This window comes from Nocardiopsis sp. JB363 (genome assembly GCF_900143625.1).
Classification (GTDB): domain Bacteria; phylum Actinomycetota; class Actinomycetes; order Streptosporangiales; family Streptosporangiaceae; genus Nocardiopsis.
The window spans coordinates 19,840-45,152 of record NZ_FRFF01000005.1 but is presented as its reverse complement, the minus strand read 5'-3'; the positions used below and the strand labels follow the sequence as shown (position 1 = coordinate 45,152).

General features: G+C 69.2%; 23 protein-coding genes and 1 tRNA gene. 14 read left to right on the top strand and 10 right to left on the bottom strand.

Annotated elements, in window-relative coordinates:
• Nucleotides 1-85: 85 nt before the first annotated feature.
• Complete coding sequence (locus tag BQ8420_RS01525; protein WP_087095994.1) at nucleotides 86-1,876, bottom strand: MinD/ParA family protein; 1,791 nt, start codon at nucleotides 1,874-1,876, stop codon at nucleotides 86-88.
• 180 nt (nucleotides 1,877-2,056) lie between these two features.
• Between BQ8420_RS01525 and BQ8420_RS01520 the strand changes: the two genes are divergently transcribed.
• Both BQ8420_RS01520 and BQ8420_RS01515 read left to right on the top strand, forming a co-directional pair.
• Nucleotides 2,057-3,025: an NAD(P)H-quinone oxidoreductase gene (locus BQ8420_RS01520; RefSeq protein ID WP_087095993.1), complete on the top strand. Its 969-nt coding sequence runs from the start codon at nucleotides 2,057-2,059 to the stop codon at nucleotides 3,023-3,025.
• A gap of 33 nt (nucleotides 3,026-3,058) precedes the next feature.
• On the top strand, nucleotides 3,059-3,610 hold the full coding sequence (locus BQ8420_RS01515; RefSeq protein ID WP_087095992.1) for a bacterial proteasome activator family protein: 552 nt from the start codon (nucleotides 3,059-3,061) through the stop codon (nucleotides 3,608-3,610).
• A gap of 96 nt (nucleotides 3,611-3,706) precedes the next feature.
• On the opposite strand, the gene serS is transcribed toward BQ8420_RS01515, so the two are convergent.
• Nucleotides 3,707-5,002, bottom strand: a complete 1,296-nt coding sequence (gene serS, locus BQ8420_RS01510) for a serine--tRNA ligase (protein WP_087096020.1) — start codon at nucleotides 5,000-5,002, stop codon at nucleotides 3,707-3,709.
• Between the two features lie 146 nt (nucleotides 5,003-5,148).
• On the opposite strand from serS, the gene BQ8420_RS32155 reads away from it, so the two are divergent.
• Nucleotides 5,149-5,319, top strand: a complete 171-nt coding sequence (locus BQ8420_RS32155) for a hypothetical protein (protein ID WP_200815748.1) — start codon at nucleotides 5,149-5,151, stop codon at nucleotides 5,317-5,319.
• A 39-nt stretch (nucleotides 5,320-5,358) separates the two neighbouring features.
• On the opposite strand, the gene pheA is transcribed toward BQ8420_RS32155, so the two are convergent.
• The 7 genes from pheA to BQ8420_RS01475 form a co-directional block, all read right to left on the bottom strand.
• Entirely contained in the window at nucleotides 5,359-6,306 is a 948-nt protein-coding gene (pheA, locus tag BQ8420_RS01505) for a prephenate dehydratase (RefSeq protein ID WP_087095991.1), read from the bottom strand.
• Between the two features lie 38 nt (nucleotides 6,307-6,344).
• Complete coding sequence (locus BQ8420_RS01500) at nucleotides 6,345-6,962, bottom strand: DUF4446 family protein (RefSeq protein ID WP_087095990.1); 618 nt, start codon at nucleotides 6,960-6,962, stop codon at nucleotides 6,345-6,347.
• Between the two features lie 36 nt (nucleotides 6,963-6,998).
• Complete coding sequence (locus BQ8420_RS01495) at nucleotides 6,999-7,853, bottom strand: glycosyltransferase (protein ID WP_087095989.1); 855 nt, start codon at nucleotides 7,851-7,853, stop codon at nucleotides 6,999-7,001.
• A gap of 5 nt (nucleotides 7,854-7,858) precedes the next feature.
• Entirely contained in the window at nucleotides 7,859-8,215 is a 357-nt protein-coding gene (locus BQ8420_RS01490; protein WP_255404771.1) for an STAS domain-containing protein, read from the bottom strand.
• Nucleotides 8,216-8,323: 108 nt separating this feature from the next.
• On the bottom strand, nucleotides 8,324-8,929 hold the full coding sequence (locus BQ8420_RS01485; protein WP_087095987.1) for an ATP-binding protein: 606 nt from the start codon (nucleotides 8,927-8,929) through the stop codon (nucleotides 8,324-8,326).
• 222 nt (nucleotides 8,930-9,151) lie between these two features.
• Nucleotides 9,152-11,083 (bottom strand): PAS domain S-box protein, encoded by a 1,932-nt coding sequence (locus tag BQ8420_RS01480; RefSeq protein WP_087095986.1) that lies wholly within the window; start codon nucleotides 11,081-11,083, stop codon nucleotides 9,152-9,154.
• Nucleotides 11,084-11,150: 67 nt separating this feature from the next.
• On the bottom strand, nucleotides 11,151-11,483 hold the full coding sequence (locus tag BQ8420_RS01475; RefSeq protein WP_087095985.1) for a rhodanese-like domain-containing protein: 333 nt from the start codon (nucleotides 11,481-11,483) through the stop codon (nucleotides 11,151-11,153).
• A gap of 78 nt (nucleotides 11,484-11,561) precedes the next feature.
• On the opposite strand from BQ8420_RS01475, the gene BQ8420_RS01470 reads away from it, so the two are divergent.
• The 10 genes from BQ8420_RS01470 (at nucleotide 11,562) to BQ8420_RS01425 (ending at nucleotide 23,836) form a co-directional block, all read left to right on the top strand.
• On the top strand, nucleotides 11,562-12,086 hold the full coding sequence (locus BQ8420_RS01470) for an SSI family serine proteinase inhibitor (protein ID WP_087095984.1): 525 nt from the start codon (nucleotides 11,562-11,564) through the stop codon (nucleotides 12,084-12,086).
• A gap of 325 nt (nucleotides 12,087-12,411) precedes the next feature.
• Nucleotides 12,412-14,838: a glycoside hydrolase family 3 N-terminal domain-containing protein gene (locus BQ8420_RS01465; protein ID WP_087095983.1), complete on the top strand. Its 2,427-nt coding sequence runs from the start codon at nucleotides 12,412-12,414 to the stop codon at nucleotides 14,836-14,838.
• Nucleotides 14,839-14,853: 15 nt separating this feature from the next.
• Nucleotides 14,854-15,978 (top strand): Gfo/Idh/MocA family protein, encoded by a 1,125-nt coding sequence (locus BQ8420_RS01460; RefSeq protein ID WP_087095982.1) that lies wholly within the window; start codon nucleotides 14,854-14,856, stop codon nucleotides 15,976-15,978.
• Nucleotides 15,979-16,015: 37 nt separating this feature from the next.
• Nucleotides 16,016-17,017, top strand: coding sequence for an ABC transporter permease (locus tag BQ8420_RS01455; RefSeq protein WP_087095981.1), 1,002 nt, complete (start codon nucleotides 16,016-16,018; stop codon nucleotides 17,015-17,017).
• A gap of 1 nt (nucleotide 17,018) precedes the next feature.
• The gene (locus BQ8420_RS01450; RefSeq protein WP_143847052.1) at nucleotides 17,019-18,161 is read left to right on the top strand and encodes an ABC transporter permease; all 1,143 of its coding nucleotides are present in this window, start codon (nucleotides 17,019-17,021) and stop codon (nucleotides 18,159-18,161) included.
• A 12-nt stretch (nucleotides 18,162-18,173) separates the two neighbouring features.
• Entirely contained in the window at nucleotides 18,174-19,217 is a 1,044-nt protein-coding gene (locus BQ8420_RS01445; protein WP_087095980.1) for an ABC transporter ATP-binding protein, read from the top strand.
• Nucleotides 19,207-20,262 carry an ABC transporter ATP-binding protein gene (locus BQ8420_RS01440; protein WP_087095979.1) on the top strand — a complete coding sequence of 352 codons (1,056 nt, stop codon included), beginning with the start codon at nucleotides 19,207-19,209 and terminating at the stop codon, nucleotides 20,260-20,262. The genes BQ8420_RS01445 and BQ8420_RS01440 overlap by 11 nt, the downstream gene beginning before the upstream one ends.
• A 73-nt stretch (nucleotides 20,263-20,335) precedes the next feature.
• Complete coding sequence (locus BQ8420_RS01435) at nucleotides 20,336-22,219, top strand: ABC transporter substrate-binding protein (RefSeq protein WP_087095978.1); 1,884 nt, start codon at nucleotides 20,336-20,338, stop codon at nucleotides 22,217-22,219.
• Nucleotide 22,220: 1 nt separating this feature from the next.
• Nucleotides 22,221-23,138 carry a PmoA family protein gene (locus tag BQ8420_RS01430; RefSeq protein WP_087095977.1) on the top strand — a complete coding sequence of 306 codons (918 nt, stop codon included), beginning with the start codon at nucleotides 22,221-22,223 and terminating at the stop codon, nucleotides 23,136-23,138.
• A complete protein-coding gene (locus BQ8420_RS01425; protein ID WP_087095976.1) occupies nucleotides 23,135-23,836 on the top strand; it encodes a cupin domain-containing protein in 702 nt (233 codons plus the stop codon). Before BQ8420_RS01430 ends, BQ8420_RS01425 begins: the two co-directional genes overlap by 4 nt.
• 379 nt (nucleotides 23,837-24,215) lie before the next feature.
• On the opposite strand, the gene BQ8420_RS01420 is transcribed toward BQ8420_RS01425, so the two are convergent.
• Nucleotides 24,216-24,298, bottom strand: a tRNA-Leu gene (locus BQ8420_RS01420).
• A 236-nt stretch (nucleotides 24,299-24,534) separates the two neighbouring features.
• Here BQ8420_RS01420 and BQ8420_RS01415 point away from each other — a divergent pair.
• Nucleotides 24,535-25,293, top strand: a complete 759-nt coding sequence (locus BQ8420_RS01415) for a DUF3662 and FHA domain-containing protein (protein ID WP_087096018.1) — start codon at nucleotides 24,535-24,537, stop codon at nucleotides 25,291-25,293.
• Nucleotides 25,294-25,313 lie beyond the last annotated feature (20 nt).

Sequence of the window (25,313 nt, the reverse complement as noted above, 5' to 3'; positions counted from 1 at the left end):
TTCCCCTCACTTCCATTGTCGTGCTCGCGCGCCGGTAAACCAGAGAGGAGAGGGACAGAGGGTTGTGACCTCCCTCCCGTCGGGGTCAACGGCGGTGCGCGAAGGCCTCACCGACGTTCGCGGCCAGTTGCAGGTAGGCGTCCTTGGTGGCGGGGGCCAGACGATCGAGGTCGACCTCCGCGCCTTCCTCCAAGTGGCCGTCCCAGGGGACCCGCACGACGGACCGGCAACGACCGGCGAAGTGGTCCTCCAAGCGGTCGAGGTCGACACTGCTCTTGCTGTTGGAACGCACCATGGACAGCACCACGACGGCACCGGCCACGAGCGCGCCGTAGCCGTGCGCTTCGAGCCAGTCCAAGGTGGCGCTGGCGCTGCGCGCACCGTCCACGGAAGCGGAGCTGACCAGGACCACCTGATCGGCGAGGCCGAGGACACCGCCCATGGCCGAGTGCAACAGCCCGGTGCCACAGTCGGTGATGCAGATCGAGTAGAAGTGCTCGACGATGCGGGCGACCTCGCGGTAGTCCTCGTCGCTGAACGCCTCGGAGACGGCGGGATCACGGTCGGAGGCGAGGATCTCCAACCGGTTGGGAGCTTGGGAGGTGAAGCCGCGGATGTCGGCGTAGCGCGACACCAGGTGGCGTTCGTTGAGCAGGTCGCGGATGGTGGCGGCGGTCTCCAACCGCACCTTGTCCGAGAGGGTGCCGCGGTCGGGGTTGGCGTCCACGGCCAGGACCCGGTCACCGCGCAGGGAACCGAGGGTGGCGCCGAGGGCGACCGTGGTGGTGGTCTTGCCGACCCCACCCTTGAGGCTGAGCACCGCCACCCGGTGGTGGCCGGTGGCGACGGGCGTGGAGGCGCGTGCGATGAGTTCGCGTTCGCGCAGGACCTTGGGGGACTCACCGGGGTTGATCAGACCGAGGCTGGCGGAGTGCACGGCACGGCGCCAGCCTCCGGTGGGCCCCTGGCTCCGATTGCGGACCAGGGTGGCGGCGTTGAGCGCGTCGGAGGTCACCCCGGGCTCGCGCTCGGAACGTTGGAAGGGCGAGGACGCGCCACGGGGCACCAGATCGCCTCCGCGGTCCTGTGTCCCGGGACGTCCCGTGGTCCCCGGTCCCGAACCTGTCCCCCGCCCCGACCCCGGTCCCGTGGTCCTCGTCGTCCCAGAGGCTCCTGTCGTCCCGGGGAACTCTGCCGCCCTCGTGGTTGCGGCCAGACCGTTCCGACCACTCGGCGCCTGACCGGAACTCTCCGGGAAGGGGTCGGTGCGTTCCATCGGAGCCGACGAGGGCTCTTCCACGCGTTCGGTCCGCTCCGATTCCAGCGGCGGAAGCTGCTCGGGCTCGGGGACGTCCGAATCCCCGCGTATGCGACGGGGGCCGAGCGGGTCCTGCTCCTCGCGGCCGGGCCGCCCGAGTTTGGTGGGCCGTGGCGGGATCCGGGGTTCCTCCTCCCGCCACGGGTTATCCCCCTGTCCGGGCCTACGGCTCCCGGGCATGAGGCGGACCGTACCGCCGCTCGTCTCCTCGGGTTCGTCGACGGTGCTCTCGCCGTCCTCGTCCACCGCCGCCGCGGGCTCCGGTTCCGTTTCCTCCTCGGGAGCCGGTGCGGCGTAGGCGGTCCCGGGCAACGGCGGCGGTGGGGTGTCCTCGGGCAACCGCGCGTAGGGCGGGGGCGGGGGCGGCTCACCCTCGAACCCGCCGAACCACTGCTCACGAGGGCTGGGCGTGGACGGTCCGGGAACGGACGGGCCGGGCGTGGACTCGGTGGCCGGTTCGTCGAGTTCCTCCGCAGCGTCCAGGGGACGCCAGATCGACTCGGATCGGTCCGGCGACTCCGACTCGGCGCCTGACCCGTTGTGTTCGTGCTGTGCCACCGGGGTTTCTCCTGCGTCAAGGGGGCTGGCTGTGGAGGTGGGCCCTCCCGTGGGAGATGTCGGGATCGGCCCTCGGGGTTCTTTTACCCCCGCGAGACCACCCAAGCATCCTTTCCGGGTAACTGACCAGTGTTCGATCCCCCGATGTGCTCCCGGCCGGTCATGGGTACTGTCGGCCCCATGCACGCGATCCGAATCACCGAACCGGGCGGACCCGAGGTCCTGACCTGGTCAGAGGTACCCGACCCCGTCCTCCAAGAGGGTGAGGTCCTGGTGGAGGTGGCGGCCACGGCGGTCAACCGCGCCGACGTCGCCCAACGCCAGGGCAACTACGCGCCCCCGCCCGGCGCCTCCGAGTACCCGGGGCTGGAATGTTCCGGAACCATCGTCGAAGTCGGCCCCGGTGTCGAAGGCTGGTCCGTGGGCGACCGGGTGTGCGCCCTGTTGTCCGGCGGCGGCTACGCGGAACGGGTGGCGGTGCCGGCCGGCCAGCTCCTGCCGATCCCGCGCGGTGTGGACCCGGTGGAGGCGGCGGCGCTGCCCGAGGTCGCCTGCACCGTGTGGTCGAACCTGGTGATGGCGGGCCGGTTGCGCGCCGGCGAGACCGTGCTGGTGCACGGCGGCGGCAGCGGCATCGGCACGTTCGCGATCCAGTTCGCGCGCGCCCTGGGGGCCCGTGTGGCGGTCACCGCGGGCAGCGACGAGAAGTTGGCGCGCTGCCGCGAACTGGGCGCCGAGATCACCGTCAACTACCGGACCGAGGACTTCACCGAACGGCTGCGCGCCGAAGGTGGAGCGGACCTCGTCCTCGACATCATGGGCGGGTCGTACCTGGACGCGAACCTGCGTTCGTTGGCCACCAACGGCCGGCTCGTGATCATCGGCCTGATGGGCGGGCGCCGATCCGAGATCGATCTGGGCCGCATGCTGGCCAAACGGCTCTCCGTGCAGGCGACCACCCTCCGTTCCCGTCCGGCGACGGAGAAGGCGGAGATCGTCTCGGGAGTACTGGAGCAGGTTTGGCCGTTGGTAGAAAGTGGAGCCGTCCGCCCCGTCATCGACCGTACGGTGCCCTTGCGGGACGCGGCGGAGGCGCATCGTGTCATGGAATCGAGCGCGCACACCGGCAAGATCCTTCTCGCCCGTTGAACGCGCGCCCGACACAGCCGAACTAGGGGATCGATGAGCAAGGCAGACGAAGAGAAGGAGCCCCAGGTCCTGGTGGTGGGCGCGGACGCCGACCACGAAGACGTTGAGGGTGAGGGCGCGGAGGAGCCGCGCTCGCTCGCGGACATGGTGGAGCAGCCCGCCAAGGTCATGCGGATCGGCAGCATGATCCGTCAGCTCTTGGAGGAGGTGAAGGCGGCCCCGCTCGACGAGGCCAGCCGCTCCCGTCTGAAGGAGATCCACACCTCCTCGATCAAGGAGTTGGAGGACGGTCTGGCGCCCGAGCTGATCGAGGAGCTCGAACGGCTCACGCTGCCGTTCGCGGACGGTGCGGCGCCCAGTGACGCCGAGCTTCGGATCGCCCAGGCCCAGCTGGTGGGCTGGCTGGAGGGCCTGTTCCACGGTATCCAGACCACCCTGGTCGCGCAGCAGATGGCTGCCCGTGCCCAGTTGGAGAACATGCGCAAGGCGCTGCCGCCCGGGGTGGTCGGTCTCCAGTCGCAGGGTCAGGGCGGCCCGGGCGAGGAGCAGGACCGCTCGTCCATGGGATCGGGCCCCTACCTGTAGGGTTCCCGCCCTGAGCCCTCCGAACGAACGGGAGCCCGGAAGACCTCGGTCGAGGTCTTCCGGGCTCCCGTGAGTTCGTGCGCATGCGCGGGCGCGCTACTTCTTCTTGCCCTTGTTCTTGTCCTTGGCCGCCTGGATCGGCTCCAGGACTTCCTTGCCCAGGTAGGGACGCAGCGCCTCGGGGACGACCACGGAGCCGTCCTCGCGCTGGTGGTTCTCCAGGATGGCGACGATCCACCGGGTGGTGGCCAGCGTGCCGTTGAGGGTCGCGGCGAAGCGCGGCTTGCCATCCTCGTCCCGGTAGCGGACGTTGAGCCGACGGGCCTGGAACTCGGTGCAGTTCGAGGTGGAGGTCAGCTCTCGGTAGGTCTCCTGTGTGGGGACCCACGCCTCGCAGTCGTACTTGCGGGCGGCGCTGGTGCCCAGGTCGCCACCGGCGATGTCCACCACTCGGTAGGGCAGGCCGAGCTTGTCGAGCATCCGCCGCTCCCAGGCCAGGAGACGCTCGTGCTCCTCGTGGGCCTGGTCGGGGTGGGTGTAGACGAACATCTCCACCTTGTTGAACTGGTGGACGCGGATGATGCCGCGCGTGTCCTTGCCGTAGGAGCCGGCCTCCCGGCGGAAGCAGGACGACCAACCGATGTACCGGTTGGGCAGGGCGTCCGCGGGCAGGATCTCCCCGGCGTGGTAGCCGGCCAGGGCCACCTCGGAGGTGCCCACCAGGTAGAGGTCGTCCTCGGGCAGGTGGTAGATCTCGTCGGAGTGCTCACCGAGGAACCCGGTGCCCTCCATGGTCTCGGGCTTGACCAGGACCGGCGGGATCATCGGGGTGAATCCCTCTTCGATGGCCTGGTTCATCGCCATGTTGAGCAGGGCCAGCTCCAGCTGGGCACCCACACCGGTGAGGAAGTAGAAGCGGGCGCCGGAGACCTTGGCTCCGCGTTCCATGTCGATGGCGCCGAGCATCTCGCCCAGCTCCAGGTGGTCGCGTGGGGCGAAGTCGAACTCGCGGGGCTCGCCCACGGTCTCCATGACCACGAAGTCGTCGACACCGCCTTCCGGGGCGCCTTCCTCCACGAGGTTGGGCACGCGCACCAGGACGGTGTCGAGTTCCTCGCCCAGCTTCCCGGCCTCCGCTTCGGCCTCCTTGACCTCGGCGGCCAGGGACTTGGCCTTGGTCAGGAGCTCCTCGCGCTCCTCCGGGGACGCCTTGGAGACGGACTTGCCCACGCTCTTCTGTTCGGCGCGCAGGGTTTCGAACCGGGTCAGCGCGGAACGGCGGCTGGCGTCCAGTTCGAGCAGTCGGTCGGCGATGGAGGGGTCCTCCCCGCGGGCCCGCTGCGATGCACGGAGTCGTTCGGGGTCTTCTCGAAGAGCGCGAAGGTCGATCACGCCTTGCAGGTTACCGCCCGCCCCGGTCCGACCCCACATCTTTTGCTCACAGTCACGTCATGAACGGGTCGGTCCCCCGTCCTTCCCCTGAGAAGGGCCGCCAGGGGAGAGACACCGGCGGCGCGTTCGGATCGTGGGGGACTGTCATGAAACCGCTGGCTGAGATGACGACCGGGGAACTCACCGAGGCCTTGGAGTCGCTGGACGACATGGGTTCGGAGGACACCGCGCTGAGGTTGGCGCTGTACCTGGAACTGCGCCGGGCGGCGACGGAGGAGTGGGTGTTCGACGAGGGGGGCCTCTCCGAGACGGGGTGAGGAACCCGACCGGGCGACCGCCGGTGGTGGGCGGTCGCCTCAGTCGATCTCGCCGGCGCGGACGCGGGCGAGCCAGCGCTCCGCCTCGGCGAAGTCGGCGTCGGTGGCCGCGCGCGGCCGCAACTGCGGGTCGAGTTCGGTGCCCTTGCTGCGACGCGGGTAGCTGCCGAGGAACCGGACGTCGCGGCAGACCCGACGGATGCCCATGAGCGCCTCGCCGACACGGGCGTCGGCGACGTGGCCTTCGGCGTCGATGCAGAAGCAGTAGCTGCCGAGGCCGTCGCCGGTGGGGCGCGACTCCAGGCGGGTGAGGTTGACGCCGCGGACGGCGAACTGGTTGAGGACCTCGATGAGCGCGCCGGGGTGGTCATCGGCGATGAAGGCGACCAGGGAGGTCAGGTCGGCCCCGGTGGGTTCGGGCAGGGCCCCGGCCCGGGACAGGTAGATGAAGCGGGTGGCGGCGTCGGAGCGGTCGCCGACCCCGGTGGCCAGGGCGTGCAGCCCGTAGCGTTCACCGGCGATGACGGCGCAGATCGCGGCGTCGTAGGGCGATCCGGGTTCGGAGACGGCGCGGGCGGCGGCCGCGGTGGAGGACGCGGTGTGGGTGTCGGCGTCCGGGAGGTGCCGGGAGAGCCAGCCGCGGCACTGCGCGAGGGCGTGGGGGTGGGTGGCCACCCGTTTGACGTCCTCGATCACGGTTCCGGGTCGGGCGAAGAGCGCGAACTCGACCGGGACCGCGGTCTCACCGGTGATGAGCAAGGGTTCGCCGTTGATGAGTTCGGCGATGGTGGTGGTGACCCCGCCCTCGACCGAGTTCTCCAACGGCACGACCCCGCCGTCCACGGCGCCGGCGCGGACCGCGTCGAAGACCGCCGCCACCCCATCGCAGGGGACGCGGTCCTCCGCGAGCGAGTCGGGCCGCAGTGCGCGCAGGGCGGCTTCGGTGAAGGTGCCCTCGGGGCCGAGGTAGGCATAACGGTTGGGCATGCTGTTCAGGCTATACGGGACGTGTGGTCCGGGTGAGGTCAGTTCCGAGAGTTGGGCGTCACGGGTTCCGTCGCCTCGAAGTCGGAGGTCCTGGGTTCGGGAGCCCGCGTCTCCTCGATGCCGTCGGTGTCCTCCTCCGGTTCCCTCGCCGGCTCCTCCTGCGGCTCCTTCTCCGGTCGGGGCACCACGGTGACCAGGTCCTTCTCCGGCTCCGAGGACACGGTCTCGTCTTCGGTCGGTTCCGGCGCGGGCAGTGTCGAGCCGACCCCCTCACCGAGTCGGGCGGATCGGACCGCCCGGTACTCCTCGGGGCTGAGCAAGCCCTCGGACTCGCCCCGGGTGACGACCTTGGCGTAGGTGCGGGTTTCGGTGCGCCCGTTGATGGAGGTGAGCACCACACCGTCGCCGTGGCTGTTGAGCAGGGCGAGGGAGAAGGAGCGTGCGCCCGACATCTCCTCCAGGGCGTCGTAGTGCAGTACGGCGACGTCGCGGACGGTACGCGGGTCCGCACCGGTGCCGTTGACGTCGAGCGCGCGTTTGGCCAGGGTCCGGTATTCGTTTTGGGCCTCGCGTGCTTGAAGCAGCGCGTAGCCGCCGACGGCGAGGCCGATCAGCCCGAAGATCAGTCCGATGAGAGCCAGAGATGTAGTGAACACAGCGCGAGCGTACAGCCACGCAACGCACCGAGTAGGTTACTCTTCGCGTTTTTTGCGAGTAATCTGACCGATTTTCCGGGGTATTTCCCGACCCGTGGCCCGCGCACCATCAACAGTGCGTTCCCAGGTCCGACGCAGGGTCGGTCGCAGCTCCCTGGAGGTCAGCGCCCGGGCCACGTCCACGAACTGGTGCGCCCGGTGCACCTGCGCCCGCAGATCCGCCCCGGTCGCCCGGTGTTCCAGGGGCACCTCGACCTCCATCACACGGAAGCCGGCACGCAGGACGTCGATGCTCAGCCCGGTCTCCACGCCGAACCCCGGGGCCAGTGGTCTCGCCGTCTCGAAGGCCGCCCTGGTCAGACAGCGCTGCCCGTTCAACGGCTGCTCCGGCTCCCAGCCGGTGGCCTTGTGGACCCCTCCCCGGGCCAGGCGGACCACGAACCCGTGGCCGCCCAGGCGCATACGGGTGGCGGGGAACAGGGCGACGGTCATGTCCGCGGTGCCCTCCAGCACCGGGGTCACCAACGGGGCCGCGCCCTTGGCGCTGCCGGCGAGGTCGGCGTCGAGGAACAGCAGGTGGCGCGGTAGGCGCACGAGGCCCGACGCCGCCTCGTGTTCCTCCACGAGGCGGACCCCCTCCGCACCGGTCTCCATGGCGGCGCCCTTGCCGCGGTTGCGGCTGTGCCGGAACACGCGGGCTCCGGCCTCCAAGGCGAGGTCCACGGTGGCGTCCGTGGAGCCGTCGTCGACCACGACGACCAGGTCCACTCCGGGGAGCCCGCGCGCGGCGCCGACGGTCGCTCCGACGCGTTGGGCCTCGTCCTTGGCGGGGATCACCACCGCGACGGCCGCGCCGGCCGGCCCATGGGGCCGATACGGCTCCTGAGGCATGGCCGTTACTGTGCGCTCCCGGTACCCGCGACCACCGGCAACACGTCGAGGTCGGGGTGAATGGTGAAGACCTCGTGGAGCCCGGTGACCTCCAAGACCTTCATGACCGCGGGCCTGGGCGCCACGATCTCCAGGTCGCCGTCCTTCTCGCGGGCGCGTTTCATCCCCGCGAGCAGGACACTGATCCCGGTCGAGTCACAGAACTCCGTCCCTGACATGTCCACGAGCAACCGTCGCGTCCCCTCCTCAAGGGAACCGACGAGCTCGTCGCGCAACTGGGGTGCCGTGTACAGGTCGATCTCACCGCCAACGGTTACCACCGCGACGCCATCTTGAGATCGACTCGATATCTTCAACTCCACAGTCGTGACTGTAGCGCCCATGGCGAGGCCGGGCCACCTCGGCGACGGCGTTTCGCGCCATCGGTCACGTTCATCCGCTCCTGGGGCCGTGACCAGGAGCGAAGGGGGCTAGAGCAACGCGCCCCATGCCGGTTCGTCGCGGTGGACGTCCAGGTCGAGTTCGACGGCACCGTTCCCCTCACCGTGGGTCCCCGCATTCAGGAAGGAGACCGGCAGATCGGTCACGGCGTCGTCGTCATCGCTCGGCAGGTCCTCGGCGGTGATGTCCAGGACCGCCCAGACCGTGGTCGTGGTCGCGTCCATCTCGGTCCCCCAACGTCCTGCCAGGGTCTGGACGATGCCCAGGCCGCGACCGCCCAGTCCGGAGATCGAGGGGCGGGACACCCGCGGCATGGTGCTCGATCCACCGTCGCGGACCGCGATCTCCAACTGGGCACCGGAGGCCTCTTTGCCCGCTGCCAACCGCCAGGAGACACCGACGGTGTCGTCGGGCAGGGGTCCGGCGTGCCGGAGCGCGTTGCTGACCAGTTCGCTGATGACCAATGCCGCGTCGTCGACGAGGGAGTCGCGGATCCGCAGGGAACGCAGATCCGCGCAGAGGCCACGTCTGGCGTCGGTGGCGCTTGCGGGGACGTAGGGAAGAGTGACGCTCCGCTCGACCTTTCGAGGGTTCTGAGGGTCCCCTGCGTCGAGTGCGGTGTGGTCTCCTGTCACGGCTTTCGTCCCTGCGCGTTCGTGCTTAACAGCCGGCCCGGAACTCGCCCGTTGTATGACGGCGAATTCCACCAGGGGTGGAAATGCCCCGATCAACCGCCGAGGAAACCAACCCCGAGGTGAAACTACCGACACGGAACCCCGCACCGAGGCCTGAATCCCCGACATGACAGGAACTCCAGCGGTTTTCGGGTTTTCTGACACCGCTGTGGCCCGTGCGCTCTAGGCGCGTGTCGACGGCACCCCTTCGCTCTCCTCCTTAACGGAGGTTTCGGACAGGACCACGTCCAGGCAGGTGTCCTCGCCCCGGTGTCTCGGCACCGTGATCCGTATCCGGGTGCCCTTGGTCAACCGGTGCGCGCTCACCTCACCGCCCTGTTCCCGGACGAGTTGGCGCACGATGTACAGGCCGATGCCGAGGCCTCCGTAGCCTCGGCGGTCGCCCCGCTCACCGCTCTGGAAGAACCGTTCGAAGATCCGTTCCTCGTCACCGGGGTCGATACCGATGCCCTCGTCGTCCACGTGGATCGTGAGCGTGTCCTCGTCTTCGTCCTCGTCCACGCGCACCCGCACGTGGCCGCCCTCGGGAGAGAACTTCAGCGCGTTCTCCAGCAGTTGGTCCATGACCATGCCGGTGACCAGCGGATCCCCCACCGTGCACAGCGGGCCCTGCGAGTCCAGCACCAGCTCCTGTCGTTCGGCCAGCGGACGGAACGCCGCCACGGACTGACCGAGCAGCTCCACCAGGTCGAACGGGACCCGGTCCAGGGTCATCTCGCCGCTGTCCACGTCCGAGCCGAGCCGTAGCCTCTCCACCAGCTTGGCGAGGGCGCGCGCCCGGTCGAGGATGATCTCGCTGGCCTCCTGACGCCCGTCCGGTCCCAGCCGTTCGCCCTTGCGGGACAGCATCGCCGCGTACCCCTGAATGACCGTGACCGGGGTCCGCAGCTCATGTCCGGTGCTGGCCAGGAAGAACTCCCGTTCCTCCTCCAAGGCCTTCTGCGCCGTGATGTCGCGAAAGTCGACCACCCATTCGTCGGTGCTGGGGATCCGCGCCATGAGGATCTCCAGCCAACGGCCGCCCTCGTTCTTGTGCTTGACGGGATCGCCGTGCGCCACCGGGATGGGGAAGGGCGGGTGCTTGCCCTCCATCTCCTCGAAGGTGTAGCCGGTCAATTCGGCCGCGGAGCGGTTCCACTTACGGACCTTGCCGTTGATGTCCAGCACCGCGATTCCGTCCGCGCTGGAGTCCGCGACCGCCTGTTCCCGCGCCCGCTGAAGTTTGAGCTCCTCGTAGGCCATCGCGTTGCCGATCGCCACCCCGGCGTGCGACGCCAGTAGTTCCAGCAGCTCCAGTTCCACGTGCCCGACCTTGCGCCGGCTGTACAAGGCGTACAGGGCGCCGTAGGGCCGCCCCTGGGCGTTGGACACGCACAACGCGATGGTGTGCAATCCGGGCAGGTCCGCCCAGATGAGGTCCTCCAGGCTGCGGGTGTCGCTGTTGGCCAACAGCACGGACTTGCCGCTGCGCAGCAGCTCACCGAACAGGCTGGTTTCGAGCGAGGCGCTGAACCCGTACAGCTCGTCCGACAGGTGGGTGAGGCTGACCAGCCGCACCCTGTCCTCCTCCAGCAGCACGAACCCACCGGCGTCGGCGCCGGTGAGTTCGGTCAGGCTGCTGATGATCCGGTCCAGGACCGACTTGAGGCTGAGGTCCGCGTTGATGTCGGCGACGACGTCGGTGAGCCGCCGCACCAGGCGGGCACGTTCCATCGCCGAGGCCTGCGCCTGGACCTCCTTCTCCCGGGGGTAGAGGACCAGCACCCACCCGTTGTGGCCGCCCTGGTCGTCGTGCACGCAGCCCGTGCTGACCCGTACGTCCAGGGCGGTCCCGTCCCGGCGAAGCCTGCGGCTGAAGATCGTCAACGGGGTTCCGGCGCGCACCTGTTGGAGCACCGCGCCGTGCTCGGGCCTCAACTCCGGCGGGATGATCGGCAGCTCGCCACCGAGCACCTCGTCCGCGGACCAGCCGAACATTCGTTCGGCCGCCGGATTCCAGAAGGTGACTCGGAGCTCGCCGTCGATACCGATCACCGCGTCCGCCGAGGAGGCGAGCATGGCTTCGGCGCTGAGGGGCGCGCGCTCGGAACTCACGTCGTCATAGTGCCACTCGGGAGCCTCCGCGTGGCAGGCCTTTGCGTAATCCGTCCAGATTCGGCGCTCAGATCACCCGGGGCTCGCTGTCCGAATCGGTCTCCATGTCCCGTCCGGCCTGATCCCAGGCCTGCATGCCGCCTCCGACGTTCACCGCGTCCCAGCCGGCCTGGTTGAGCGCCGTGGTGGCCTGGGCCGAGCGCCCGCCCGCACGACAGATGACGTAGACCTTCTTGTCCTTGGGCACCTCACCGGCGCGCTCGCCCAGCGTGCCGAGCGGAATGTGCACGGCACCCGGGACGTGCCCCGCGTTCCACTCGTCGTCCTCGCGGACGTCGAGAAGGTAGACGCCCTCGGGCACCTCGCCGACCAGTACCTCGGCGACCTGTTCCCCGAACATGTGACCCCCTGTGTCAGGTATGTACAAAAAATGTGAGAACCGGAGGAACCGCGTGATCCGGATCTCCGTCAAAGCGGTATGCGTATGCACACCTTCGCGACGGCCCTGCCGACCCGCCTCGCCGCTCTCGCAGCCCTGGGCCTGCTTATCACGGCCTGCGGCAACGAGCCCGCCGAGGTGGACGCGCCAGGCTCCGACGCGGAAGCCCCCCAAGAGACCGAGACCGACGCCGCCGACGGAAACGACGAGGAGGCCGACGGTGGTGACGCCGCGGTGGAACTCGTGATCGAGACCTCCGTGTCCGGTGAGGACGGAACGCCCGCCGAGGAGGGATTCGAGGAGGGCACGTGGACACTGACCTGCGCGCCCGCCGGGGGCGACCACCCCGACCCGGAGGCCGCCTGTGCGGCGATCGACGAGCTCGGCACCGAACCGTTCACCATGGACACCTCCGACATGGCCTGCACCATGCAGGTCGGTGGCCCCGAAGAGGCTCGGGTGACCGGCCACGTCGAGGACACCGAGATCGACACCGAGTTCAACAAGCGCAACGGATGTGAGATCGACCGCTTCGGCGACGTCGAGGCCGTGCTCAACCCCTGATCCCTCACTGATCCGACGACCCCCGAGGGGCGGACCGAACACCGGTCCGCCCCTTTTTCGTGTGCCGTTTCGGCATGTGGACGTGATCACCTCCACTGATCCGAAAGTTTCGGAAACACATCGAACGAGAATTCCCTTCGGTCTCGCGTCCTCCCTCTCCACGGCCCCTGACCGGTGGAGCCTCGCGCAAATGTGTGATCCACCTCTCCCAAGGGGGGTTGACCCTACGGAGGCGCGAACGTACATTCACCGGCAACAAGTTTCGCGAAAATTTACGAAACTTTCGGAGTGCGCCGGTCATCCCGCGCCACCCCGTGTCCCCACCATGGAAAGGCACTCCTTGACCAGGTCATCCGCTCGCCCCACCGAGACACCCCCGGTGACGGCCGACCAGCACTGGCAGGACCCCACCGCGACGACCGACGAGCGCGTGGACGCGCTCCTGGCCGCGATGACCCTTGAGGAGAAGGTCTCCCAGCTGTACGGAGTGTGGGTCCATGCGAGCTCCGACGGAGAACCCGTCGCCCCGCACCAGCACGACCTCTCCCAGGAGCCCCCCGCCTGGGACCAGGTCATCAAGCACGGGTTGGGCCAGCTCACCCGCCCGTTCGGCACCGTCCCCGTCGACCCCGCCGAGGGTCGCGCCTCCCTGGCCCGCAGCCAACGCGAGATCATGGCCGCCAACCGCTTCGGCATCCCGGCCGTGGCCCACGAGGAGTGCCTGGCCGGCTTCGCCGCCTGGACCGCGACGATCTACCCCGTCCCCCTGGCCTGGGGCGCGTCCTTCGATCCGCCGTTGGTCGAGCGGATGGCCGCGCAGATCGGCCGGAGCATGCGCGCCGTCGGCGCCCACCAGGGGTTGGCCCCCGTGTTGGACGTGGTGCGCGACGCCCGCTGGGGCCGCACCGAGGAGACCATCGGCGAGGACCCCCACCTGGTCGGCACCGTCGCCACCGCCTATGTCCGCGGGCTCCAGTCCACCGGGGTGATGGCCACCCTCAAGCACTTCGCCGGCTACTCGGCGTCCCGTTCGGGCCGCAACCTGGCACCGGTGTCCATCGGTCCCCGCGAGTTCGCCGACGTCATCCTGCCGCCGTTCGAGATGGCGGTCCGCGACGGCGAGGCCCACTCGGTGATGCACGCCTACAACGACAACGACGGTCTGCCGGCCGCCGCCGACGAGGGCCTGCTCACCGGACTCCTTCGGGACACCTGGGGCTTCGAGGGGACCGTGGTCGCCGACTACTTCGGGGTCGACTTCCTGCACAAGCTGCACGGGCTCGCCGAGTCCCCCGCCCACGCGGGGGCCCTGGCCCTGGCGGCGGGCGTGGACGTCGAACTTCCCACCGTCCACTGCTACGGAGACCTGTTGGTCGAGGAGGTACGCGCCGGACGTGTCCCCGAAGCGACCGTGGACCGGGCCGCCCGGAGGGTCCTGCGCCAGAAGTGCGAGCTGGGCATGCTCGACCCGGGCTGGTCCCCGGAGGTCGCCGAGGACGAGGCCGTCGATCTGGACCCGGCCGAACACCGCGCGCTCGCCCGCCGACTCGCGGAGCGGTCCGTGGTGCTGCTCGACAACTCGGGCGCCGCCCTGCCTCTGCCGGAGGCCGGGGACGACGGCGCCGCGGACGTGGCCCTGATCGGCCCGCTCGCGGACACCGAGGACGCCATGCTGGGCTGCTACTCCTTCCCCGCGCACGTGGGGCGCCGCCACCCCGGTACCGAGACCGGGGTCGCCATCCCCACCCTGTTGACGGCGTTGCGCGACGAACTGCCCGGGCACCGGATCACCCACGCCGAGGGCTGTTCGGTGGACGGCGACTCCGTGGACGGGTTCGGCGCGGCGACGGAATCGGCCCGCTCGGCGCGCGTGTGCGTGGTCGCCTTGGGCGACCGCTCCGACCTGTTCGGCCGCGGCACCTCGGGCGAGGGCTGCGACGCCACCGACCTGCGCCTGCCCGGGGTCCAGCAGGAACTCCTGGAGGCACTCGTGGACACCGGCACCCCGGTGGTGGCGGTGCTGTCGAGTGGGCGTCCGTACGTGTTGGGGCCCGTGGCCGACCGCTTGGCCGCCTCCGTCCAGGCGTTCCTCCCCGGCGAGGAGGGCGGCCCCGCCATCGCCGGGATACTGTCCGGCCGGGTCGAGCCGGGCGGACGCCTGCCCGTGTCGATCCCCCGGGACCCGGGCGGCCAGCCCGCCACCTACCTGGGGGCGCCCTTGGCCGGAAAGAGCCAGGTCAGTTCGGTCGACCCCACCCCGCGCCACCCCTTCGGGCACGGGTTGTCGTACACGAGCCTCGAATGGGCCGCCCCCGAGATCGACGGCGGTCCCGTCCCGGAAACGACGGTCGAGGTGGCCACCGACGGCGAGGTGACCGTCGGTTGCACCGTCCGCAACACCGGTTCCCGGCCCGGCTCCGAGGTCGTGCAGCTGTACCTGTCCGACCCGGTCGCCCAGGTGACACAGCCGGTGCGCCGACTCATCGGCTACGCCCGCGTCGACCTCGACCCCGGCCAGGAGCGGACGGTGCGCTTCACCGTCCCCGCCGACATGGCCGCCCACACCGGTCGTGACCTGCGTCGCGTCGTCGAACCCGGAGAGCTCGTCCTCGGCCTGGCCGCCTCCAGCGCCGACATCCGGCACACCGCACGCGTGCGGCTCACCGGCCCCGCCCGGGTCGTCGACCACGGTCGCCGACTCGTCTGCGACACCCACGTGGAATCGGCCGGCGGCCGGATACCGCGTAACTGAGGAGGAAATCCCCCCATGAGCACCACGTCCCCCGAACCGGAGTCCCGCACCCGACCGATCACCGGCCCCGTCCGCACCGCCGTGGTCGGCACCGGCAACATCGCCCGCTTCCACACCGAGGCCCTACGCGGGCTGCCCGACCGGGCCGACGTCGTCGCCGCGGTGGACATCGACCCCGACACCCTCGCCACCTTCCGCGCGCACCACGCCATCCCGCGCGGGTACACGGACCTGACGACGATGCTCTCCGAGGTACGGCCCGACCTGGTGCACGTGTGCACCCCTCCGGGGGCGCACCGCGCCCAGGTCGAGGCCTGCCTGGCCGCCGGAGCGTCGGTCCTGGTGGAGAAACCGCCGGCGTTGAGCCTGGCCGAGATCGAGAGGATGGCCGCTGCCGAGGGCGGTGCGCACGGACCGTGGATGGCCACGGTCTTCCAGCACCGATTCGGTTCGGGCGCGCGCCGGGTACGGGCGCTCATGGACGCCGGTGTGCTGGGTCGCCCGCTCGTGGCGACCTGCCACACCACCTGGTTCCGTCCGCAGGAGTACTTCGACGTGCCGTGGAGGGGCAGGTGGGAGACCGAGGGCGGCGGACCCACCATGGGGCACGGCATCCACCAGATGGATCTGCTCCTGTCGCTGCTCGGCGAGTGGACGGAGGTGTCGGCGGTCGCTCGCCGGCAGACCCGCGACGTCGAGACCGAGGACCTGTCGATCGCCCGGGTGGACTTCGCCGGCGGCGCGGTGGCCAGTGTGGTCAACAGCCTGCTGTCCCCCCGGGAGGAGAGCCGGATCCGGATCGACTTCGAACGGGCCACCGTCGAACTCGTCCACCTGTACGGCTACGGGGACGACGACTGGACGATCACCCCGGCCCCGGGCCGCGAGGAGGAGGTCCTCGCGGCCTGGGAGGCGGGCGAGCACGGGGTGAACAGCGGCCACCACGCCCAGATCGTCCAGGTCCTGGACGCCCTGAGGAAGGGCACCGCTCCCCCGGTGACCTCGCGCGACGCCCTCGACACCATGCGCCTGATCGCCGGTGTCTACGCCTCCTCCTTCGAAGGCCGACCCGTCACCCCGGCCGACCTCGGCCCCGGTTCACCGTTCCACGACCGGATGAGCGGAGGCCGTTCGCTGTGAGGGCGCCCGGCCACGCGGCGGGCGAGGGGAGTCCGGCATGCGCCGGTACGTGACCCGCCGTGTCCTGTACATGATCCCCACCCTGTTCGCCATCTCGCTCGTGGCGTTCCTCATCATCCAGCTACCGCCCGGCAACTTCCTGACCGCCTACATCGCCCAACTGTCCGCTCAGGGGCAGGGCGTGGACGGCGCGCAGATCCGGGCCTTGGAGGAGCGCTACGGGCTCAACGACCCGGTCGTCGTGCAGTACTGGCGATGGATCTCCGGGATCGTCTTCCACGGCGACTTCGGACAGTCCTTCGAGCACCGGCGCGAGGTGTCCGACCTGATCTGGGACCGGATCGGTCTCACCCTGGCCCTGGCCGTCACCACGCTGATCCTGAGCTGGTTGATCGCCTTCCCGATCGGGGTGTACTCGGCGGTCCGCCAGTACTCGGCCGGCGACTACGTCGTCACCTTCATCGGCTTCGTCGGCCTGGCCACGCCGAACTTCATGCTGGCGCTGTTGTTCGCCTGGGTGTCGTTCCGCTACTTCGGGCAGAGCGTGGGCGGGATCGTCTCCCAGGAGTACACCGACGCGGCGTGGAACCTCGGCAAGGTCATGGACGTGGTGTCCAACCTGTGGATCCCGGTACTCATCATCGGGACCGCGGGGACCGCGGCGCTGATCCGCGTCCTGCGCGCCAATCTCCTCGACGAGCTGCGCAAACCGTACGTGACCACCGCCCGGGCCAAAGGGCTCCCGGAGTGGCGGCTCATCCTCAAGTACCCGGTGCGCATGTCCCTGAGCCCGTTCATCAGCACCATCGGCTGGATCCTTCCGACCCTCGTGGGCGGCGAGGTGATGGTCTCCATCGTCCTGAGCCTGGAGACCACCGGCCCCCTCCTGGTCAACGCCCTTCAGAGCCAGGACATGTACCTGGCCGGGAGCTTCATCCTCGTCCTCGGCTCCCTCACGGTCGTGGGGACGCTCCTGTCCGACCTGCTGCTGGCCTGGTGGGACCCCCGGATCCGACACCAACACGTGGAGAGGGTCTGACATGGGACTGTTCCCCGACCGCCCCCTCCCGCGGGACGCCGCCGCCGACGACGCGGGCGGGTCCCCCGGCGACGTCTCCCAGCGGGTCCTCATCCGTCGTCGGTTCACGCGCAACAGACTGGCCGTGTTCGGCGCCCTGATCCTGTGCGGGTTCGTACTGGTGTCGGTCTTCTCCGAGTTCCTGTCACCGAGCACGCCCTACGCCTACGACGCGGACCGCACCCACGCGCCGCCGCAACGACTGCACTTCGTGGACACCTCCGACGGGTTCGACCCCGGCATGTACGTGTACGACTACCGGGTCGAACGCGACGAGGAGACCTACGCCAACACCTACGAGGTGGACGAGTCCACCAAGGTCCCCGTCGGGCTGTTCGTTCAGGGCCAGGAGTACGAAATGTGGGGGCTGATCCCCATGGACCGGCACCTGATCGGCGCGAAGGACCCCGACACGGAGGTGTACTTCCTCGGTGCCGACCGCAACGGCCGTGACATGGCCTCACGGATCATCCACGGCACCCGGGTGTCCATGTCGATCGGCCTGGCCGGGGTAGCGCTCTCGTTCGTGCTCGGTGTGGTCCTGGGCGGGGTGTCCGGCTACTTCGGCGGGCGGACCGACAACTACATCCAGCGGCTCATCGAGTTCCTGATGTCCATCCCCACCATCCCGCTGTGGATGGGGTTGTCCGCCGCCGTCCCCAGCGACTGGGGCGCGATCCAGACCTACTTCGCGATCACGGTGATCCTGTCCCTGATCGGCTGGACCGACCTGGCCCGCGTGGTGCGCGGACGCTTCCTGTCGCTGAGACAGGAGGACTTCGTGACCGCCGCCCGGCTGGACGGTTGCGGCACCGGTCGGGTCATCGGCCGCCACATGCTGCCCTCCTTCACCAGCCACATCATCGCCTCGTTGACGTTGGCGGTGCCGTTCATGATCCTCGCCGAGACCTCGCTGTCCTTCCTCGGCCTGGGCCTGCAACAACCGGTCGTGAGCTGGGGCGTGCTCCTCCAGGAGGCGCAGAACATCCACTCGATCGCCAACGCCCCCTGGGTTCTGTTGCCCGGGGTCGCGGTGACGATCGCCGTCCTGGTCCTCAACTTCGTCGGCGACGGAATCCGCGACGCCGCCGACCCGTACAAGTAGGGAGGTTCCGCCATGACCGACGACGTCGTCCTGGACATCCGGGACCTGCGGACCCATTTCCGTACCGACGACGCCGTGATCCGCGCCGTCGACGGGGTGGACCTGACGGTGCGCCGCGGTCGGACGCTGTGCGTGGTGGGGGAGAGCGGGTGCGGCAAGAGCGCCATGGCGCGCTCCGTACTGCGCCTGGTCGACCCGCCCGGGGAAGTGGTGGGCGGGCGCGTCCTCCTGTACCCGCCCGACGACTCCCCCGACACCGAACCCGCCGACCTGGCCGCGCTGCGCCCCAACGGCAAGGAGATCCGCTCGGTCCGTGGCCGGGACGTGGCCATGATCTTCCAGGAACCGATGTCGTCGCTGTCGCTGGTGCACACCGTCGGCAACCAGATCGGCGAGTCCCTGCGCGTGCACACCGGCATCTCCCGGAAGGAGGCCCGCGCACGCTCGGTGGAGCTGCTCGAACGGGTCCGGGTCCCCGGCCCCGAACGGGTCGTGGACTCCTACCCCTTCCAGCTGTCCGGGGGCATGCGCCAACGGGTCATGATCGCGATGGCCCTGGCCTGCGACCCACGCGTGCTCATCGCCGACGAGCCCACCACGGCCCTGGACGTGACCACCCAGGCACAGATCCTCGACCTCCTCGCGGACCTGCGCCGCAACATCGGCATGGGCGTCCTGTTCATCACCCACGACATGGGCGTGGTCGCGGAGATCGCCGACGAGGTGGCCGTCATGTACCTGGGCACCGTGGTCGAGCAGGGGCCGGTCGACGAGATCTTCCACGATCCTCGGCACCCCTACACCCGGGCCCTTCTGGAGGCGGTGCCCAACTTCGGCGCCGCCGACCGTGCCCGGCTGACCACCATCCAGGGTTCCGTCCCCGCCCCCGGCACCGAACTCCCCGGATGTGTGTTCCACCCTCGCTGCCCGGAGGCGGTCGAAGGGCTGTGCGACACCACCACCCCTCGGACCACGGTCCCCGCCCCCGAACGCAAGGTCCGGTGTCTGCTCCGCGAGGACACCGCCGACCGTGAGGAGACCGCCGATGTCCGCTGAAGCCGTCCTGAGCCTGCGCGACCTGAAGGTGCACTATCCCGTGCGGGGCCGCCGGTCACGGCGAGAGGCCGAATACGTGCGCGCCGTCGCCGGGGTGGACCTGGACATCCACCCGGGGGAGACCGTGGGGTTGGTCGGCGAATCCGGGTGCGGCAAGACGACCCTGGGGACGAGCGTGATGCGCGCCCGTCCCGAGGCCCGCGGCGGCATCCTCTACCGGGACTCCCGGAACCGGGTCCTGGACGCCCTGCGCCTGCCCCGCGCCGACGAGAAGGTGTACCGGCGCGAGGTGCGCATGGTGTTCCAGGACCCGCACTCCTCGCTCAACCCGCGGATGACGTTGCGCGACATCATCGCCGAACCACTGCGGATGCTCACCGACCTCACCCCCAAGGAGGTCGAGGCCCGGGTCCGCGACATCACCGAACGGGTGGGCCTGCACCCCGACCACCTGCGCCGCCATCCGCACGCGTTCTCCGGAGGTCAACGCCAGCGGGTGAGCATCGCCCGCGCCCTGGTTCCGGGGCCACGCCTGGTGGTGGCGGACGAGGCGGTGAGCGCTCTGGACACGTCGGTGCGCTCACAGATCCTCAACCTCCTACAGGACCTCCAGGACGAGATGGGGTTGACCTACCTGTTCATCTCGCACGATCTGTCGGTGGTGGAGCACGTGTGCGACCGCGTCGCGGTCATGTACCTGGGCCGGATCGTGGAGGTCGCCCCCACCAAGGAACTGTTCCGGGCCCCGCGACACCCGTACACCGAGGCGCTGATCTCGGCCGTACCCGTACCGGACCCACGGCTGCGCGGCTCACGTGAACGCATCCGCCTCACCGGTGAGGTCCCCGACCCCTCGAAGCCGCCGGCCGGCTGCCCCTTCCACCCCCGCTGCCGGCACGCCACCGAACTGTGCGCCACCGAGACGCCCGCCCCGCGTACCGACCCGCCGGGGCGCACGGTCGCCTGCCACCACGCCGACGACCTCGAACTGGCCGGTGCGACCGGCCGGGCCCATCCCCCCACCACCTCTCAGAGGCAGGAGTAGGTACATGAGACGACATCGGAGCACCGCGGCGAGGCGGCACCTGGGAACGACGGCGGGAGTCGCGGCGGTCGTGATGGCCACCGGCTGTTCGTTCTTCTCGTTCGACCCGGACGTCGAGGACGGAGCCCAAGGGGAGGGCACCGGCGAGGCGCCGATGCTCGCCGCCCTGGTGGAGAGCGGCGACCTGCCGCCGTTGGAGGAACGGCTGCCCGACGAACCGCTCGTCGTGGAGCCCAACGACCGGATCGGTGTCTACGGGGGCGAGTGGAGCACCGCCCTGGTCGGCGCCCATGACTGGCCGTGGTTGGGCCGTACGGTCGCCTACGAGAACTTCGTCCGTTGGGCCCCCGAGTGGGACGAGGCGATCCCCAACCTCGCCACCGAGTGGGAGTACAACGAGGACGCCACGGAGGTCACCATCCACCTGCGCGAGGGGATCAAGTGGTCGGACGGGGAACCGTTCACCGCCGACGACGTGGTCTTCGCGCTCAACGACGTCTTCAACAACCACGACCTGTCTCCCATGGCGGCGTCCGACCCGGGCACCGCGGAGAAGCTCGACGAATACTCGCTGACGATCACCTTCGACGACCCGAACGCCCTGTGGATCGAGAACAACTTCATCCTGTACCAGCTGGTGGAGAAGCCGCTGCACTACCTGGGCGAGTTCCACATCGACCACAACCCGGACGCCGACGAACTCGCCGAGGAGGAGGGGTTCGCCGACTGGGTCGAGATGTTCGACGCCAAGGCGGGCGTGCTGAGCTCCGTCCAGTACTGGCAGAACGCGGACATGCCGACGCTGCGCGCCTGGCGCGTGGTGGAGCCCCTGGCGGACTCCGGTCAGATGGTCCTGGACCGCAACCCCTACTACTGGAAGGTCGACCCCGAGGGCAACCAGCTGCCCTACATCGACCACGTGGAATTCGACATCATGCAGGACGAGGAGGTCATGCTGGTCCGCGCCCTCAACGGCGAACTGGACATGCACTCCCGTCACTTCAACACCCTCGCCAACCGGCCGGTCCTCGCCGAGAACCGAGAGTCCGGGGGCTACGGGTTCTTCGACCTGGTGCCCGGCGAGATGAACACGGCGATGATCTCCCTGAACCTCTCCCACGAGGACGACGACCTGCGGGAAATCTTCAACGACCACGACTTCCGGGTGGCGCTCTCGCACGCGATCAACCGCCAGGACATCATCGACGTGATCTACCAGGGGCAGGGCGAACCCTGGCAGGGCGCCCCGCGCGAGGAGAGCCCGTTCTACAACGAGGGGCTCGCCAAGCAGTACACCGAGTACGACGTCGAGCTGGCCAACGAGATCCTCGACGAGGCCGGCTACGACGAGCGCTCCGGCGGGGTGCGCGTCGCCCCGAACGGCGCCCCGGTGAGCTTCGACCTGTCGGTACCCACCGACTTCCGCCCGGACATCATCGACTCCATGGAGATGGTCGTCGGTTTCTGGGACGAGCTGGACATCGACGTGGACCTCGACACCGAGGACCGGTCGTTGTGGCAGAACAACCGCGAGGAGAACGAGCACGACGCGAACGTGTGGTCCGGTGACGCCGGTCTGCGCGACGCGATGTACGACGCCCGCTGGTACGCCCCCGTGCACGACGGGGAATCCAACTTCGGCATCCCCTGGGCCAAGTGGTTCCGATCCGACGGTGACGACCCGCGCTCCATCGAGCCCCCGGACGAGGTCAAGGAACACCTGGAGATGTACGAGGCGGTCGAGGGCGAACCCGACCCGGAACTCCGCGACGAGTTGATGGCGGACTTCCTGTCCGTCTCCCAGGAGCGGTTCTACGCCATCGGCATCAGCCTGACCCCGCCCGGCTACGGGATCGTCGCCGACCACTTCCACAACGTCCCCGAGTCGATGCCCTCGTCTTCGGTCTACAACGACCCGGGCCCGACCAACCCCGAGCAGTACTTCATCGAGGAGTGAGATGGACGGCCTCGGCCTGCTGCATGAAGAGAACCAATCCCTGCGCCTGACCCACGGGGGTCAGGAGATCGCCCGCTACGTCCACAAGCCGTGGGACCGCGCCCTGGAGTCCCCGCGCCCGTACTTCCACCCGCTGCGCACCCTGCGCGGCAACGAGGTGAGCCTGTACCGGCCGCACGACCACGTGTGGCACAAGGGGATCGCCTGGTCGTTGCCGAACGTGGGACCGGCCAACTTCTGGGGCGGCCCCACCTACCTCCGCGAGGAGGGCTACCGGCAGCTGGACAACAACGGTTCCACCGATCACCGGGGCTTCGACCGGATCGATGCGGACCCCGACCTGATCACGATCACCGAGCACCTGGAGTGGAACACGCAACAGGGTGCCCGATGGTTCACCGAGAACCGGGAAATCCAGGTCACCGCGACCCCGGACCAGGACGCGTGGACCCTGGTCTTCGAAACGGCGTTCACCAACGTCACACGAGCACCGATCACCCTCGGCAGCCCCACCACCGAGGGCAGGCCCAACGCCGGTTACGGCGGCCTGTTCTGGCGGGGCCCACGTTCCTTCAGCGGCGGTCTGACCCGTACCGCCGCCCAGGAGGGCACCGACGAGCTCATGGGGGTCTCCTCCCCTTGGCTGTCCTTCACCGGCAGGCACGACGCCACAGACGACTCCTCGACCCTGGTGTTCGTCGACGCCCCGGACAACCCCGGCCACCCGGTCAAGTGGTTCGTGCGCAGCAACATCTTCGCCTGCGTCTGTCCGGCCCCGTTCTTCGATCAAGAGGTGGACATCGAACCCGAGCAGACACTCACCTACAGGTACGCCGTGGTGATCGCCGACGGTGACCCCGGGGCTTCCGGCTGCAAGGACCTGGCCGACCTGGGGCTGAGCGCCCTGGAGCCCACGTGACCCCGTTCCCGGGGGGAACCGCCGTCTCCCATCTGTGGGTCTACGACTGGCTCGCGGAGGACGGGGTGTCGGGTGGTTCCCCCCACCTGCACACCGCGTCGGCCGAGGGCTACGTCGTGATTCGCGGCCGAGGGACCCTGGAGACCCTCAGCGGCGCGGGCCACCAGAAGACGACGCTCCGCCAGGGGACCCTCCTGTGGTTCACCCCTGGGACGGTGCACCGCCTGATCAACAACAGCGGCGACCTCGAACTCCTCGTGGTCATGCAGAACGCCGGTCTGCCCGAATCAGGCGACGCCGTCCTCACCTATCCCCGGGAGTTCTTGGCGGATTCGGACGCCTACCGGGAAGCGACGGCCGTCGCTTCGCCCGAAGAGGCGAGACAACGCCGCGACCTGGCCGTCCAGGGCTACCTGGAGCTACGAGAACAGGTCCGACGTGAAGGGCCCTCGGCCCTCACCGACCTCCACAGGTCCGCGGTCGACCTGGTCCGCGACAAGGCCGTGGGGTGGCACCACCACGTCCAGCGGGGCGTCGTCCAACAGGCCGAGAGCGCTCAGGGGCACCTGGACGCCCTTTCCAGGGGTGATGGAGACCACCTTTCGGAAGCCGCCGTGTTCACCGCCGCAGAGGGGTCCAGAACGGGCATGTGCGGTGATCTCAGGGTCTGGGACCTCGATGGCGCCACGGCCCTCTGAGCGATCCGCCCTCCGTGACCGATTCCGGCCTCGGAGGGCGGGTTGCCCCGAACCTAACGATCCAAGATCGTTGATACTGCTTGCCCCCCATTACGGACCACCCGAAAAGACCCCCATGAGAGCCATCGTCGAGCCCTGCCGACACCGTCAGGTGTCGAGCGTAGCGAGGTGGTGGCCGAAGGCCGGCGACCGAGTGCAAGCACTCGCCGCGGGCGAAAGCACACCTCGACCAAGCAGGCGCCGCGTCCACCAGCAGACTCGCGCCACAGCGGACCGAGCGGCGCACCGGGGGGTTTGGGGGGTCGCCCCCCAAAGGACACAACGAAAACGACCCTGGGAGTCGGCCGAAGGCCGACGACCAAGGTCGTTCAGAGTAGAGTGGGCGAGGAGGGATTTGAACCCTCACATCCTTTCGGACACACGGACCTGAACCGTGCGCGTCTACCGTTCCGCCACCCGCCCGAGTGACTTTCATTAAATTATAGTGCCAGGTGATCCAGCGTTTTGGCCGGTTCGTCCTGGCGACAAGAAGAAGACTAGCACGGGCCTGAAGCGGGTCGCACATCGTTTGTGGTCGGCCCCGATCGTGGCCGTTCAACGTCGTCGACGGGGGTGCACCTGAAACCACGGGCGCCCCAGCCCGGTTACGATCGTCTACACATACGGAGTGGAGTACAAAAGGGAGGTACCTCGTGGGAGTGCTCCAACGCTTCGAGCGCAGGCTTGAGGGCATGATCGAAGGCACCTTCGCGATGGCCTTCAAGTCGGAGCTCCAGCCGGTCGAGGTCGCGAGCGCCGTTCAGCGAGAGATGGACGAGCGGGCCGCTATCGTCGCCCAGGGTCGGACACTGGTCCCGAACGACTTCATCGTCGAGTTGTCGGCCAGTGACAAGGAACGCCTGGAGGTGTACGCCGACAGCCTGGGTCAGGAACTGTCGAAGCTGGCCCGTGACTACGCCACCGAGCAGGGTTATTCGTTCGTTGGCCCGGTACGGGTGCAGTTCCGTTCGGACGACGGCCTGAAGACCGGCCGGTTCCGGATCCGTTCCGGTGTCGTGCGCGGGAGTCTGGTGGAGGGCGGTGAGCTCCGCCAGCCGGTGGGCGATCCGGCTCCGGGCTCGGCGCAGCGTCAGATGGGCCGTCCTCGGTTGCTGATCTCCCCTGGTGGGGCGACGGCCGAGGGCAACATCGCCAGCCAGGGTATGCAGCAGTCGTTCGAACTGACCACGCCGGTGACCTTGTTGGGTCGCGGCACGGACTGTGATCTGCGTCTGGTGGACAACGGTGTCTCTCGTCACCACGTGGAGATCCGCGTGGACGGCGACGAGGTCATCTTGGAGGACAGGGGTTCCACGAACGGGACCTTCGTCAACGGGCAGCAGGTCAGGCAGGCTCGGCTGGTGGACGGCACCCGGATCAGTCTGGGTCGTACCACCATGACGTTCCGTCGCGACTGATCGCTTTCCCGGCAGGTCGC

Bases quoted from the DNA above. Each gene is read 5' to 3' on its own strand.
- BQ8420_RS01440 (WP_087095979.1), top strand. From the start codon at position 19,207: ATGTCCGCTGAAGCCGTCCTGAGCCTGCGCGACCTGAAGGTGCACTAT.
- BQ8420_RS01515 (WP_087095992.1), top strand. From the start codon at position 3,059: ATGAGCAAGGCAGACGAAGAGAAGGAGCCCCAGGTCCTGGTGGTGGGC.
- BQ8420_RS01445 (WP_087095980.1), top strand. From the start codon at position 18,174: ATGACCGACGACGTCGTCCTGGACATCCGGGACCTGCGGACCCATTTC.
- BQ8420_RS01470 (WP_087095984.1), top strand. From the start codon at position 11,562: ATGCGTATGCACACCTTCGCGACGGCCCTGCCGACCCGCCTCGCCGCT.
- BQ8420_RS01460 (WP_087095982.1), top strand. From the start codon at position 14,854: ATGAGCACCACGTCCCCCGAACCGGAGTCCCGCACCCGACCGATCACC.
- BQ8420_RS01450 (WP_143847052.1), top strand. From the start codon at position 17,019: ATGGGACTGTTCCCCGACCGCCCCCTCCCGCGGGACGCCGCCGCCGAC.
- BQ8420_RS01455 (WP_087095981.1), top strand. From the start codon at position 16,016: ATGCGCCGGTACGTGACCCGCCGTGTCCTGTACATGATCCCCACCCTG.
- BQ8420_RS01430 (WP_087095977.1), top strand. From the start codon at position 22,221: ATGGACGGCCTCGGCCTGCTGCATGAAGAGAACCAATCCCTGCGCCTG.
- BQ8420_RS01520 (WP_087095993.1), top strand. From the start codon at position 2,057: ATGCACGCGATCCGAATCACCGAACCGGGCGGACCCGAGGTCCTGACC.
- BQ8420_RS01475 (WP_087095985.1), bottom strand. From the start codon at position 11,483: ATGTTCGGGGAACAGGTCGCCGAGGTACTGGTCGGCGAGGTGCCCGAG.
- BQ8420_RS32155 (WP_200815748.1), top strand. From the start codon at position 5,149: ATGAAACCGCTGGCTGAGATGACGACCGGGGAACTCACCGAGGCCTTG.
- BQ8420_RS01495 (WP_087095989.1), bottom strand. From the start codon at position 7,853: ATGCCTCAGGAGCCGTATCGGCCCCATGGGCCGGCCGGCGCGGCCGTC.
- pheA (WP_087095991.1), bottom strand. From the start codon at position 6,306: ATGCCCAACCGTTATGCCTACCTCGGCCCCGAGGGCACCTTCACCGAA.
- BQ8420_RS01465 (WP_087095983.1), top strand. From the start codon at position 12,412: ATGGAAAGGCACTCCTTGACCAGGTCATCCGCTCGCCCCACCGAGACA.
- BQ8420_RS01435 (WP_087095978.1), top strand. From the start codon at position 20,336: ATGGCCACCGGCTGTTCGTTCTTCTCGTTCGACCCGGACGTCGAGGAC.